This is a genomic window from Sulfitobacter sp. SK012, from assembly GCF_003352085.1.
GTDB lineage: Bacteria > Pseudomonadota > Alphaproteobacteria > Rhodobacterales > Rhodobacteraceae > Sulfitobacter.
The window spans coordinates 4,010,832-4,025,756 of record NZ_CP025804.1 but is presented as its reverse complement, the minus strand read 5'-3'; the positions used below and the strand labels follow the sequence as shown (position 1 = coordinate 4,025,756).

The 14,925-nt window shown below is 56.4% G+C and carries 7 protein-coding genes; 2 read left to right on the top strand and 5 right to left on the bottom strand.

All coding sequences use genetic code 11. The features are described from left to right. Position 1 precedes the first annotated feature (1 nt). Positions 2 to 1,453, top strand: a complete 1,452-nt coding sequence (locus C1J03_RS19645; protein ID WP_114888119.1) for a glycosyltransferase — start codon at positions 2 to 4, stop codon at positions 1,451 to 1,453. On the opposite strand, the gene C1J03_RS19640 is transcribed toward C1J03_RS19645, so the two are convergent. Genes C1J03_RS19640 through glf form a run of 3 tightly spaced genes read right to left on the bottom strand, consistent with a single transcriptional unit; the run spans position 1,444 to position 8,481 of the window. Beyond that, positions 1,444 to 5,337, bottom strand: coding sequence for a glycosyltransferase family 2 protein (locus C1J03_RS19640; RefSeq protein ID WP_114888118.1), 3,894 nt, complete (start codon positions 5,335 to 5,337; stop codon positions 1,444 to 1,446). The two genes, C1J03_RS19645 and C1J03_RS19640, sit on opposite strands and share 10 nt — an antisense overlap. A 48-nt stretch (positions 5,338 to 5,385) precedes the next feature. Beyond that, positions 5,386 to 7,281: a glycosyltransferase family 2 protein gene (locus C1J03_RS19635; RefSeq protein WP_114888117.1), complete on the bottom strand. Its 1,896-nt coding sequence runs from the start codon at positions 7,279 to 7,281 to the stop codon at positions 5,386 to 5,388. Positions 7,282 to 7,326: 45 nt separating this feature from the next. After that, positions 7,327 to 8,481, bottom strand: coding sequence for a UDP-galactopyranose mutase (gene glf / locus C1J03_RS19630; RefSeq protein ID WP_114889099.1), 1,155 nt, complete (start codon positions 8,479 to 8,481; stop codon positions 7,327 to 7,329). A gap of 250 nt (positions 8,482 to 8,731) precedes the next feature. Here glf and C1J03_RS19625 point away from each other — a divergent pair, with 250 nt between their 5' ends. Next, a complete protein-coding gene (locus C1J03_RS19625; protein WP_162798615.1) occupies positions 8,732 to 11,464 on the top strand; it encodes a calcium-binding protein in 2,733 nt (910 codons plus the stop codon). Between the two features lie 106 nt (positions 11,465 to 11,570). Here the strand turns inward: C1J03_RS19625 and C1J03_RS19620 are convergent, their stop codons facing one another. Both C1J03_RS19620 and C1J03_RS19615 read right to left on the bottom strand, forming a co-directional pair. Then, positions 11,571 to 13,088, bottom strand: coding sequence for a calcium-binding protein (locus tag C1J03_RS19620; protein WP_114888115.1), 1,518 nt, complete (start codon positions 13,086 to 13,088; stop codon positions 11,571 to 11,573). Between the two features lie 243 nt (positions 13,089 to 13,331). Further along, positions 13,332 to 14,867 (bottom strand): calcium-binding protein, encoded by a 1,536-nt coding sequence (locus C1J03_RS19615; RefSeq protein WP_114888114.1) that lies wholly within the window; start codon positions 14,865 to 14,867, stop codon positions 13,332 to 13,334. Positions 14,868 to 14,925 lie beyond the last annotated feature (58 nt).

Below are 14,925 nucleotides of genomic sequence, written 5' to 3'. Positions count from 1 at the left end.
CATGCGCATTCTTTACTATAACTGGGTCGATTACCTGGATGATGAAGCACGTGGTGGCGGCGTCAGCGTCTATCAGCGCAATGTAATGCGTGCGTGGGACAAGGAACGCGGGGTGCAGGCTACGTTCCTCTGTGCCGGGTTGTCCTTTGATCTAAAAGGCAACGTGCCGCGCTGGGAGAAACTCCGTCACGGCCCTGACGAGAACCGTGCAAATCGCTATGAAATCGTAAATTCTGCCGTTTTGGCTTCGGGTCATTCTTCATATGGTGATCCCGCGCAGATAAGTGATGCGGCGACCGAAGATGTGGTTGCGGACTTCATACTTGAGACGGGACCCTATGATGTTGTTCATTTCAACAACCTCGAGGGGCTGCCAGTGGATGTGCTGCGTCTGAAGCTGCAATTTCCAAAGACGAAATTCATCTTGTCGCTGCACAACTACTATCCGATTTGCCCGCAAGTAAACCTGTGGCAGCGAGAGGAGGTCTCGTGCGCCGATTTTGAAAGCGGGCGTGCGTGTGTCAACTGCCTGCCCGTAGTTCAGAACCCCCGCCATTTGCGATTGGCCAATGCGCTGGCGTATCGATTGAAATCTGCGGGTATCCGGCCGGGATCGCGCCTGTTCAGTTTTGGGTTCAGGAACATGATGCGGGTGGGCTCACGGGCATCTCGTCTATTGGCCAAACTGCGGCCTAAGACTTCACGCGTCGCACCCGATCAAGCTCCGCATTTTGCCGCACGGCGGCCTGCAATGATCGACGCCATCAACGCCAATTGCGATGTGGTGCTGGCAGTGTCAGACCGCGTAGGCCAGATCGCAGCGGATTACGGCATTCGCCCTGATATCTTGCACACCAGCTATATCGGCACCGCCCATGCCGCGTATTTTGAGGCCACAAAGCCCGCTCAGTCGCTACTGGCGAAAGACGGCACGGTGCGGGTCGCATATCTGGGATACATGCGGGCGGATAAGGGTTTTCCATTTCTTCTGAGCGCTTTAGAGAATTTGGATGACGCGGATGCCGCCCGCTTGCATTTAGTGGTCGCAGCGCGGCAAGGCAGCCCTGATCTGATGCACCGAATGATGGCGTTGGAGCCGCGATTGGCGAGCCTAACGCATCTGGACGGCTACACTGCGGATGGGCTTGATGATTTGCTAGAGGGCGTTGATCTGGGGCTGATCCCGGTCATGTGGGAGGACAACCTGCCGCAAGTCGCCATTGAAATGCATGCGCGGCACATCCCTTTGCTGACCTCCGACATGGGCGGCGCGTCTGAGCTTGGGGGAGGCACCGCATTGGTACACCGCGCTGGTGACGTGGGTGATTTTGATGCGCGGATTGCGGATGTTTTGCAAGACCGTGTTGATCTGGATGCTTACTGGGCTGATGCGCTTGCCCCGGTGTCAATGGATGGGCATATCGCGGATCTCAAGCGCTACTATCAGTCCTGACGCGTTAGCCTTGCGCGTACGAAGTCGCTGTCGGTCCACGGCACAGATATACCATTTTCATAAATCACATCGCGGCCTTCGCTAACCACGGCGAGGTATTTTCGGTACTCTTCGGCGTCGTTGAAATGCTGGCCGCGTGCGACTTCAGCGAGCGCTTTGCGGCGAAAATCAGCGTTATATTTGAAATGCGCAAACAGAAGTTCGCGGTCAGCAGGCTTTGTGCCCCCAACGTAATGTAGTCCCGCCGTAGGGCGCATCCACGGCTGATAGCGCAGCAGGGCCAATTTTTGTGCGACAAACAATTCGGGCCGCGACCCAGGGATCAAGCGGTGGCGAACAGCACTTGTCCAAGTGCGACTGTTCGAAAATGGGCCTCGACTGGTGGCGTTAGTGAGGAACGGTTGGTTTTCGGTGAAGCCGCAATCGGAAAAAGGATCACCGTTGGTAAAATCTGCTGCCGCGAGCGGCCCTCGCGGGTACATGTCCAGCATGAAAATCCGCACTGCATCTGCATCTGCAAAGTCGTCTTCCGCAAGCAAATCGGGCAGAGATTGTCGCTGGGGATGTTGCCAAACCAACAGCTCATCGGCATCGGCCATCAAGCTCCATTTCCCAACCCGAAAGTTGGAAATTAGCGCCTGCTGCCATGCCACGCCGTAATACGAGCGGCTATATTCGGTATCGACAGTGAACAGCGCGACATCGGGCTGTTCAGCTAAATATTCGAGCGTGCCATCATCCGAGCAATTATCGGCAATGAGAAAACTCTTGACCCCAAGGCTACGGTAATGGGCAAGAAAATGCGGGAGCATGAACATCTCGTTGCGCACACAGGCCACGACGGCGACAGAAGCATTGCGTGCCAAATCCAAACGGTCGGGAGGCGAGATCATCTCAAGCGCGTTGGAATGGGGACCCAGCGTGGCATTCTGAAAGCTTGGCCAAATTTTTGCAGGCCGCAGAATGGGCGTTTTAAGCCGTGCGTAGGCTGCGTCCTGCGCTGCTGGGTCGTCAAGGTGAACAAGTTTAACTGGCGCGGTTTGACTGGCGTCAAACCCATTGACCCAGCGCGGCACTGCAATCCCCCCAGACGCTTCGCGGCGGCGTACGGTGATAAGGTAATCTTCGCCCTCAACTGAGATCCCTTTGAGCGAGAGCAAATCGCCCAAAAGTTTGTCTTCCATAAACGAGCTTTGCAACAGGGCCTGACCTTGGGGCGTTTCAAGCGCGCTCAAAGCGGCCCCCATGGCGCGACGGCTGAGCATATAGCCTGAACCACCATCGGCATAGCGCGACGGCTCGGGTGATTTATCCAACTCAAGCCGCCCACGCGGGCTGGTGGATTTCGCTACATGCCAACCGCGGTCCATTTGTCCCGGTGCAAGGATCAACGGGCGGCCATAATAATCGAACTTGAGATGGGGCAGCCCATCGAAAAGCGTGGGCACATTCACAAAGCAATCGTCGTCTACTTTGTAGAGATGCCCGAATTGAGTCTGCTCGTGTACCCAGCGCACAGCCGCAAGTGTCTTTTCCGGCAGCCCCTCATAGTCATCCGCCGCCTGCAGTCTTAGCACATCACCCGCAAGCACACCTTTGGGATCTGTGCCGCCGCCAATGATGATAACATAGGGCACGCCAATCGCGGCCAGATCACTCAACCAGCCGCGCCGCATTTGCGGAATGCGGGTGTCCAGATGGGCCTCGCAGGAAAATACTGTGACGACCGTGTTGTGAAGGCCCAGGCCCGCAGAAAGCATCGCGGTGGCGGGAAGAGAAGCAGCTTGATGCGACCAACGCTTGAGGGCCTCTTTTGCCAGTGGATCGTTCCCCGATCGGGTCAGCAGGGCTTGCGCATGCTCGAGGGCCGGTTGGTCGGTTTGGAGTGGGCTATCGGGCGTTTCTTGCCAGAGCGCGTTTGCTTCGGCGTGGTGGTTGCCTTGTAAAAGCGCTGCCACTACCGACAAATTCAGACCTGAAGCAAGCGCTTCATCGGGCATTCCGTTAAGTTGTTTGACGTAATCCAACAGGTGCGTTTGTGATGGATCATCTAACAAGGTTTGGGCCGCGCGGGTCGTCACTTCTGTTTTTGCGGCATCGGCGTTGATAGAAGTCTCCGCATAGAGCGATGGCATGCACTCCCGCGCGGCTGTTGTTAGTGAAGTGTCCTGTGCTGCGTCTTCGGGCGTTTCAGGATGAGCCAGATGGCGGAGTGCTGCTTCGCCAGTGATTGTTTGAGTGGGAACAGCAAAGTCGCGACGAAAGCGGGGCAGATCGATGCAGTCGGTTTTTGCGAGTGAGTCTAGGTGGCGTTGGGTTGGTGCGCCCGATTGTAGCGCTGCAAATGCGTCGCGAGCATGGATCAACGCGGGGGACAGCTCTGGCTCTCGTGCCGCCAATGCAGACCAAAACGCAGGGGTCAGTGCGTAGACCTTCAGACACAGTGTCTCGATTTGCTGGGCAGTGTCAGGTTCAAAACGGTCCCGCGCAGCAAGCAAGTCGGCGGTCGCGTCAATAAGGGCGGCGCAATTGCTGCGGCCCCAATAGCTGGTGGATTGAGCTTCAAGAAATGCTGCATAGGCGTTGATCAACGGCGCAGTATCAAAAGGAACATCCTCTGCTGCCACCCGTTGCATGACCCACGCCAGCGGCGGCGTCATGATCCAATCGTCACTATTTTCAGTCAGCCGGTTGATGAGCGTAGGCAGGCCGGCGTGATCACCTTCAAGCCAACGCCAAGGCAGCAGGGCAGAAACTTCCCATGGGAAGGTAAGATCTGGCATTTTTCCTAAACCCAACGTCTTTGCTGCAGCGGACAGATCGCGAAGCGAGGTTGGATCGGGCGTGTTGCAGGCAAGTTCTGTCAGGGCGAGGCAGGCTTTGCGAAGCTGTCCCTTTGGGGGGGCATTGGCGGCCAGATAAGCGCCAAACGGCGACGTGGCATTGCTGACGAAAGCGCTGAGGGCGTCGTGTTCAGCGCGGAAGCGCGCCTCGGTCTTGGCATCATGTTCCGGCGCTGGTGGCGAGGGCAGCGGTGCGCTCGTGGTGGTATCTTGCGATAAAAAACCATCCAGCTTCATGCCGTGTGCTAGCCGAACAAGCTTAGCGCGCGCGCCCTGTGTGAGGATGGGCATCAAACCCGCAAACCGGACATGCTCAATCACCTGCGCTGCGGCCAACGCGTCCGTCTTCAGCTCAGGCCCGTCCTCAAGCATCGTGGTGATCCGCGCAGCAAGGGCTGCGCGGGTGATCGTGAGGGAAGTCCCACCGACGTACACCGTTAGTGGTGCATCCGGGGAGATCGCTTGCCAGATGCGTCCGGGGATAATGCTGCGAAGGTGTTGTTCCGCACCGATCGTTTCTGTGATGAGTTTGAGTGGTAACGGCATATCGGGCAAGCCAAGAGCCAACTGTTGATCCGCAGGTTGCACCCCGCGTAGCATCAGGCGTTGGTCGAGCCGCAGCGCGGGGCCATCCCCCAAAGCGTCAGCGACGCGTACATCCATCTCAAGCGTGGGACCCAACAGACCGCCGTAGAAATCTGCATACCCCGCACCACGCATGCCGGGGAAAGGCCGGGTGAAGCGGTTTGCAAAACGAAATGCCTCGGTGCCATCAATTTGGACACTCAGGCTTGGTCCTTTAAATTCAAGGACCACATTCACACCGCTGTCGGGCATGGCAACATTGCGGTGCTGTTCGCGTGCCCAGACTTCGCCTTTGCGGCGATTGACAACAGCCGTCCCGGTATCGGCACGCAATGAGAGGTGAAACAGAATGTTGCGTCGGCTGAGGTCAAAAAGCGACAAATTGCAGTAACGGTCGTGCCGGAAGTCCGCACGGTAGGCAAGGCGAGCGTCGCCGTGGGGTGCGAATGGTAGCATTTCAGGTGGTTCCTGCGAGGTTTTTGGCGAAGCGTTTCTGCGGTTTTCTTATCGCCCAAGCGCGCGGCTGATGCAAACCCACTGTGACCGCCCTGACGCTTGCATCAATCGGGTCAATCGCTTGCCGATATAGGGATCCAATCGGGCACCTTCAGGGAAGGGGGGCAGCTTTGAGATGACACGTGCCGCCTGCAACAAGAAACAGACCTTGCCGGCTTTGTTCATCGAGGTGTGAAACAGTTTTTCCCACAATGCCCGGCCTAGCAGCCGGTGCTCTGCGCCGGACGGTAGGTCAGTTGAAGCATCTGCCACGGCACGCGCCAAAGCTGCAGGCGCAATCGGCGCGAGCCATTGTCGCCGGTCTTCAGTGCGCTGGCTGATTGTGACATCGGCATGCGCCAAGTGCAGGACGCGGCCCGCGCGCAAGGCGGCGCGGTGGAAAAAGGACCAATCCGCGAGGGGGCCGTTCCCGAATTTTAGGGTGGCCTGTGTGATGAGATTGCGAGAGATGATCTTGGCTGAGGGGTGGCAGTAAAGCGACAGGGCGATGTCTGCAGTCATCTCAATAATCTGCGGTTTGTCAGACTTAGGAGGCAAATCAGCTATGTCGTGAAATCCGTTGTGAATCCCAGCGTCGGGTCCGGTTCCGATGCGCATGGGAGCTAGGCCCAGATCAGCGCTGTGGTGCAGCACCGAGTTGAGCATTTGCAGCTGAGCACTGGGTGCCAGCAGATCACCAGCGTCGAGAAAAATCGCATACGTCCCGATGGCTTGCGCCAGCCCGGACATGCGGGCAGCACCGGCACCGGGCGTGTTGCTTGAGACTACCGTGACGATCAGGGTGGGCAGCTCGTCGATAACAGACTGTGCCTTACCAACATCGACGCGATCACATGACACGATAATCTGTGCGCCGCAGGGCTGTGCTGCCGCGAGCGAGGCAAGCGTGGCGCGCAGGGCGTCCGCGTCTCCGTCCCACGGTATCACGATGCTCAGCGGTACTTTTGAGGCCAGCTCAAGCCCTGCCGAAGCACCAACACCAGCGTCCCAATCGGGCAAATAGCGCAGATTATGATGCTTGAGCAACTTGGCTGCTTCGGCAAGGAACGCCGCGCGCCGATCGGGGTCGCGGATCACGCTGAGCCGTTCATAAAGCAACCGACTGGCCAGAGCGCCGTAGGCGGGAACCCCGCCGGGCTTATCGGCGTTCATCAAAAGCGAAAGACGTTCCAATACATCAAACTGGTCGAAAATACGCGGGGAATCCTCCCCGGTGATCTGGCCGGCACGCTCGCGGGTCTGCAAATAGAGCGGCGCGGGCACATGGGCAATGGTTTGGGTGCGGCATGCTGCTTGGTGGAAGAATGCGTGATCCTCAAATAATGTGCCTTCGTCAAAGCGCAGTCCTTTGATCAACTTGGCGCGGTAGAGTTTATTCCAAGCCGACGGGAAATGATCGATCACCTGCGCCCAAGTCTTAAGGGGCATGAGATGCGGTGTTTGGGGTGCTGCCTCGTCAAGTTTCGGTGACGAGTGGATGGCAGAGTGATCTGTATGGCCACCACCGGGATAAACCGATCGCACGCCGCATGCCGCCCAATCGGCACCTGTGCTGGTTAAGGCCGTCAGCAAAAGCGATAGATAGTCAGGTGCGACCACATCATCGCTGTCAACAAAGGCGATGAATTGCCCCTGGGCAACGGCGAGACCGGCATTGCGTGCGGCTGAAAGGCCTCCATTTGTTTGCCGCAAAATGCCAAAGCGCGGATCGCCATCAATCGCCACAACAGCGGCACCGTAGCTGTCATCTGTGGCCCCATCATCGACCACGATGACCTCGAAATCGGTGTGGCTTTGATCGCGCAGGCTTTGGATGCAGGCGGCGACATGGTCTTCGACATTATAGACCGGGACGATGACGCTGATGACGGGAGGCTGGCTCATGCCCCTATCTGGCGCGAATTGGCGCTGCAGGTAAAGGGGGCCGTGTCATAGCGGGTCTGCGTGGAACGCCCCAAGCGTATCCCCGCTGGCGTCAGCCGCGAGATATGCGGCTGCAGTGTCCATTGCCTCGCGGATCGTCACATCCATATCAAGGTAGCGGTAGGTCCCCAGGCGGCCTACGAAGGTAACGCCCTGCGTGGCTTTTGCCCGGTCGATATACTCGGCCAGCAGTTCTTTTTCTGCGACCATGCGGATGGGGTAATAGGGGATGTCGTCAGGCCCCGCCGCCCGCGAATATTCGCGGTAACAGACGGAACCATCATGGCTTTCCCAAGGTGCGAAATGCTTGTGTTCGGTGATGCGGGTATGGGGAACATCAGCGTCACCGTAGTTCATCACAGCGCAGCCTTGATAATCGCCATCATGCGTGAACCGCTCGAAATCAAGTGTGCGGTAGCCCAGTCGGCCCAGCTCAAATCCGAAATAACCGTCAAGCGCACCGGACCAGAACACATGCGCAAAATTTGCCGCCATATCGGGCGCATAAAGCGTATTCAGCTGCACGGTGATGCTCGGATGATCCAAAATCGCGGTGATCATTGGAGTATATCCGTCCTTTGGCATCCCTTGATGTTTATGAAAGAAATAGTTGTCGTCGTAATTGAAACGCAAAGGCAGCCGCTTGAGGATCGATGCAGGCAGATCGCGGGGCGAGCAGCCCCATTGCTTTTCAGTGTAGCCCTTGAAAAACGCTGCATAAAGATCGGGACCAACAAAGCGCAGCGCCTGTTCTTCGAAAGTCTGCGGATCGGTGATGGTGGTATCGGCTTGGGTCTCGATAAAGCTGCGCGCTTCAGTTGGCCCCATGGTGCGGCCATAGAACTGGTTGATGGTGTGCAGATTGACTGGCAAGGAGAAAACTTGGCCTTGTGCGGTCGTCTTGACCCGGTTCCGGTAGGGCATAAACGTCGCAAAGCCGTTGACGTAATCCCAGACTTCGTCGTCGTCAGTATGAAAAATATGTGGGCCGTACTCATGCACCAACACGCCGGTATCTGCATCGCGGGCGGTGTGGCAATTGCCACCGATATGGTCGCGCCCGTCAATAATTGTGACGCTATGGCCAGCCTCAGCCAGGCGACGGCCAATAACCGCGCCGGATAGCCCTGCACCAACCAATAGGATTTCTTTTTTCGCCATCTTCACCGCCCCTTGTTCACGCATGATCCCTACCTGCGTTTTTGCCGCGACAAAAGGGATGTTTTGGGATGTTGCGTGGGCCAATTAGCGGCCCCTCTCTTCTTGCCGACATTAAGAATTAATTCACCATATCAAATATTTAGTTAAAGAAAATCTGAACTAAGCTCCGCATTTCTGCCTGATTCCTTGCACATCCACGCCTGCTCTTTTCGCCAATCCTATTGTTGGAACGCTGAGTGGAGTGGGATTTGTGCAGCTTTATTATCAATATCATCTGACCTCGAACGTTGAGGCGTTGGACACCGATATCCGCGATCTGGAGATTGTGCGGTTGTCTACAGGGACGTATCTGTATTCGGCCACAGGGCAGGGTGGCGGAGTAAGTATGTACCGGCTGCGGGCGGACGGCAATCAAGCACTGCTGCGCGATACATCGCATTATTCTGGTCCACAGAATGGGACGGCGATTGGTCAACTGACCGAAGTAGAGCTGAACGGGATGCGGCAGCTGTTGGTTGGCGGGCTTGACGGGGCTGCTCTGGCCGGGAACCGCTTGCTTGACAACGGAGAACTGGGCGGGCGCATCATCACGACGTTGCCGGGCAGTACGGCGGAACCTACGGCGCTTGCTGTATTGCTCGGCAATGGAACAGAAGCGCTTTACGCGGTGGATGAGGCTGGTGGGCTACTCACCACTTACACAGTGCGCAACGATGGCAGTTTGGGGCAGCGGTCTGTGGCGAGCAGCGACCGCGATGCATTCACCTTGGACGTTGAGGTTCAGCTAGAGATTGCCACCATTGGCAATCGCTCTTTTGTGTTGGCGGCCGACAGCGGCGGCGACGGCGTATCAAGTTTTATGGTGACAAACGTGGCGACGGGCGCGCTGGGTGCGACCGACAGGTTGGGCGCAGAGCAGGGTTTGGGGATCGATACGCCGACGGTGCTGCAGACCGTGCAGGCTTACGGGGCCACATGGGTGCTGGTCGGATCAGCGGGCAGCGGATCTATTTCAGTGATGCGGTTGTTCTATGATGGTCGGCTCGAGGCGACGGATCATATTTTGGACAGCCGCGATACGAGGTTTGATGATTTGGCGGCCATGGACGTGGTCAGGGTCGGGGATCAAGCGCTGGTTGTCGCGGGCGGTGGTGACGACGGGTTAAGCCTGCTGAGCTTGCTGCCGGATGGGCAACTCGTCCATCTGCAAAGCATCGCGCATGATGGCGAAAATGGGCTTGATAATATTTCGTCCATCGAGGTGATCAAGCTTAACGGTCGGTTGCAGGTCTTTGTCTCTGCCACCAATACGCCTGGGGTGATGCAGTTTTCGATTGATGTAAGCAACATCGGCATTGTGATGCGCGATACCGGAGTAGCCACCGACCGGTTGACTGGGGGCGCAGGCGACGACATGATCGTGGGCGGTTTGGGCGTTGATATTCTGAACGGTGGTGCGGGCGATGACATCATGGTTTCGGGCTATGGGCGCGGGGTCATGGATGGGGGTTCGGGGCGCGATATTTTCGTCATCCGCCCCGGTGAGGGGATGATCCGCATCCGCGATTTCAACCCGAGCGAGGACAGACTTGATCTGGGACACCTGCCGATGCTGCGTAATACAGGGCAACTGAACATAAACCAAACTGGCTACGGCGCGCGGATCACCTATGGCGATACCGTGATCGACATCGACAGCCATAATGGTCAGAGTTTGGGGACACGTGACTTCTTTCCCGGTTCTATGCAACGCCTTGGAACACCGGACCGCGCCATGATCCTAAGTGGGCCTTATGATCCGTCACTTGTGGTTAACAACGCTGGTGCCGGCACGCCCGATTATGGCCCACGCACACAGTACGCTGGCGGCATCGGCGATGTCCGCGGCGGGCCGACCTATGGGGGCGACGGACCCGGCAGCAACGTTGGGACTTCAGTTTCCACAAGCAGCAGTGGAACAACGGGCGGAACGGGCCTTCCCGGTGCCCGAGGTGCCGCTACTCCCGGACGTACTGTTAACGCCACTGAACGAGCGCAGGTCATTTCAGGCAGCGTCGGCGATGACACGATCAGCGTAGGCGGTGGCAATGATCGGGTCTTTTCTGGCGCAGGGCATGACTTTGTGGCGGCGGGGCTTGGCAATGACATGGTCGGATCGGGTTCAGGCTGGGACACCGTCAACGGGGGGTGGGGGAATGACAGTATTTACGGAGGTTCAGGTAACGATTTGATCCGCGGTCAAGGTGGCCATGATGAGCTTTGGGGCGGTAACCAAAATGACATCGTTGAGGGTGGTGCTGGCAACGACCTTCTAGGTGGCGGGCGCGGAGATGACATCGTGCGTGGGGGTGATGGCAATGACACTGTCTATGCGTTTTGGGGTGCTGACCGGATCGGCGGAGGGAACGGAAATGATGAAATCTGGGGTGGCTATGGCACTGATACGATCTGGGGCGATGGAGGATCTGATACGATTGGGCTCTATGATGGCAATGATGCGGCCTCGGGAGGGTGGGGCAGCGACCTGATTTATGGCGGCCGCGGCAATGATCGATTGGAGGGCAACGGCGGCCACGATGAGCTATATGGTGCCCCCGGCGCGGATACGATCAACGGCGGATCCGGCAGTGATACCATCTATGGCGGCTCTGAAAACGACTGGGTCAATGGAGGCGAGGGCGCAGACTTAATATATGGCGGTCGGGGACGAGACACGATTGTTGGCGGCAATGGCAACGACCGCCTTGGTGGTGGCGCGGATGCCGACAGCTTTGTGTTTCATGCCCGTCACGGGACCGACCGTGTTGCAGATTTCCGGGTCAATCAGGATCAACTGCATTTTGATATTGAAAACCTCAGTCTTGAAGACGTGCGGATCACACAAGTGGGCAATAACGCGGTTGTTAATACGATACAGGGCACAATTACCCTCGAAGGCGTCCGCGCTTCTTCTCTCGACAGCGACGATTTCCTATTTGGATAGTTTGTTGCTTGCTATCCGTGCATGGTTTCAATTTGATCCTGAATGGAAAAAAGGGCCGCATCCCAATTCGGAAACAGCCCTTTCAATAGCTTATGTCAGTTGTTGATCAGAAGATGAAATCATCCTCAACCAGATCGCCGACAGCCAGACCTTCTAACGTCAATGTCGCATTTGTAGCTGATGTGATGACCACATTGCCGCCGGAATTACTGGCGTGATTTGCGATCATATCCGTGAAATCGGTAATGCCTGCTGCCGTGCTCATCAGCACTTCGTCCACATTCACCGCGAAATCGGTGATCGTATCTGCGGTCGCCGCAAAGACAAAAACATCCGCCCCGGCACCACCTGTCATCCGGTTGATACCTGTGCCACCGTCAAGCGTGTCGTTGCCGGTGCCGCCGAAAAGCGTATCATTGCCCGACCCGCCAGACAGATCATCGTTTTCAGTGAAGCCGTAGACCGCATCATTGCCGTCACCACCAAGCACGGTGTCATTCCCGGCTCCGCCAAAGAGCGCGTCATTGCCGGTGCCACCTGCGACATAGTCATCGCCGCCACCGCCGTAGACAGTGTCGTTGCCCGCCGCACCATAGACGCTATCCGCGCCCGCAGCACCGCCCAGCAGATCGTTGCCGCCACCACCGTAAATTACGTCTTCACCAGTCCCGGTCCAGATCTCGTCTGCATCGGCACCACCACCAGCGGTGTCATTGCCACCACCGGTATAGATCTCGTCGCGGCCAACCGAACCCCAGACTTGATCCGCAGCATCGCCACCACCAGCCCCAATGAGATCATCACCACCTCCGCCGTAGAGCGTATCGCCGCCGCCACCGCCGTAAATGGTGTCGTCGCCTGCTCCGCCGCCGACAAAGTCAACGCCGTTGCCAACAAAAATAACGTCCGATCCGTAGCCACCATAAACGGTGTCATTGCCGCCGCCACCGCCAATGGTGTCATTACCGTTCGCGCCAAAGGCAAAGTCATTGCCCGCGCCAAGGTATATCACGTCGTTGCCATTCCCCCCGTTTACAGAGTCGTCACCATTGCCGGCCAGAACTGTGTCGTTGCCGCCAAGGGCTGCGACCGTGTCATTGCCACCAAGCGAGGCGATTTCCTCAGAGGCACCGGTGCCGGTAATGTCATCTGCACCTTGGGTAATGTCGGGGACAGTTGCGCCCAACTGAGCGATCTCATCGAACTGTATCGTTTGGTTTGGCGCGAAGGGGCCCGATGTAATCAGTCCAATATCAATGTCGTCTCCGAAAAAATCGTCCGAGATAGTCGAAATATCAGGCCCGGAAAGCTGAAAAACTGCAAAGGTTGAATCGTTGCCGACCGAATATATTGGAACGCTTCCGAAGCTCCCGTTTACCTGCGCAATGAATGAGAAAGCACCAAGATCGTCCAGTGATACGCCATCCAACGTGATATCTATGAGGCCAGGTATGTTTAAATCCGCCAGCCTGATACCTTCGAAAACAGGGCCAAAGTTGGTATAGGAGAAGGTGCCAGGCGCGCCAGCGCTGGTGCGAATGATCAGAGTGCTCTCGTTCTCGCTTATTGTATTGCCAAACCTGTCAGAAGTTTCTCCGAAACCGGAAAGTGTGTATGTGGGCAAAAGTGTATCCTTTCAATGGTTCTTAGAATCTTTGATAAAATTTTCGCAACATTTCAAATTGGTGATTTCTCGCGAAGATAACTCGATAGGTTTTTTGATCAGCTAAAAAATGTGCTAAATTAAAATACGCATAGTTATTCTGCTATAAGTAGCAATAGATATTCTTTTAGATAGGTGTTCAATGCCAAAAAGGGCCGCGTCCAATTCGGACACGGCCCTTTCAAAATTACAATTCAGCTTCCGCTAGAAAATGAAGTCTTCCTGATTGAGGTCTGATATCGAGACGCCTTGCAACGTGAGGATTGAATTCGCATCTGTCGTGATGACGACGTTGCCGCCTGCACCAACCACATGGTTGGCCATCATGTCCGCAAAACTGTTGATCCCAGCAGCTGCTCCCATGCGGATGACGTCTTCGCCTTCGGTGAAATCGGTGATGGTATCAATGCGGCCTGCAAACACGAAGGTGTCTTCACCTGCACCACCGGTCATTCGGTTAATGCTGGTTCCACCATTCAACGTGTCGTTACCGTCGCCACCAAATAGCGTGTCGTTGCCATTTCCCCCACGCAAGTCGTCTGCTTGGGTAAACCCATAGAGTTCATCGTTTCCGGCACCGCCAACTAAAGTATCCTCGCCAGATGCGCCAAAGAGCATGTCATTACCGATACCGCCATCGACATAATCATATCCAGTTCCGGCATAGATTGAATCGTTGCCGTTCCCTCCGTAGATGTCGTCGAAACCTGAACCGCCGGCTAGAAGGTCATTGCCAGCACCACCGTAGGCGGTGTCGTTGCCAGTGCCAGTCCAGATTTCATCTGCATTGGCCCCCCCACCTGCAACGTCATTGCCGCCGCCAGTGTAAATTTCGTCATTTCCGGCATCGCCCCAAGCTTGGTCTGCAGCGTTGTCATTGCCAGCCCCCAAGAGGTCGTTGCCGGAGCCACCATAGATGGTATCTGCGCCGTCGCCGCCATAAATACTGTCGTTGCCAGCGCCTCCCCCAACAAAGTCTCTTCCATCGGCTACGAAGACGAGATCAAATCCGTAGCCGCCGTAGACGGTATCATTGCCAGCGCCGCCCCCCAAAGTGTCCGCGCCATTGCCGCCAAGGGCAAAGTCATTGCCGGCTCCAAGGTAGACGACATCATTGCCGTCGCTGGCAGTGACGGAATCGTTCCCGTCACCGGCGGTCACGGTGTCGGCACCCGCAAAGGATACAACCGTATCGTCGCCTCCCAGCGCTGCAATATTGTCAGCCCCGGTTGTGCCGGTGATGTAGTCGTCGCCCGCTGTAATTTCGGGTGCGTTGATAACGTTGACGCCTGCAATTTCGTTGAAGCCAATAGGTTGGTTTGGCGCAAAGTCACCAGTGGTGATCGAAGTGATTGACGAGACCCGATTTGGGAAGAAATTGAACGCGGCGGGTGTACCGATTGGCAGCTCTGGGCCGTTGAGCACAAATTGCATTTCTGAATCAAAAGATGACAATGCAAATACTAGAGATGTATTTCCACTCCAATTGACTGTGGCAAAGAGTATATCTGGACCTCCTGGCAAGGGTCGCCCGTTTACGGTGATGTCCAAAAGGCCAGGAATGTCCAGCTCGGCCAAGCGCAGGCTGGTTCCGGAGATCAAGGGTCCATTGGTGTAGCTGAATGTGCCGGGAGCTCCGTCGCGGACGCGGATGGACATTTCGATGCGATCTACTCGAGTAGCGTCGCCTGTATTGCTGTCATAGAAGGCTTGAAAGCCAGAGAATTGATATGTCGGCACTGCGAAACCTCTTTCAAAATGCGGGCTGTTATTTTGGGTTTGCCCCCAGCCTTCGCGT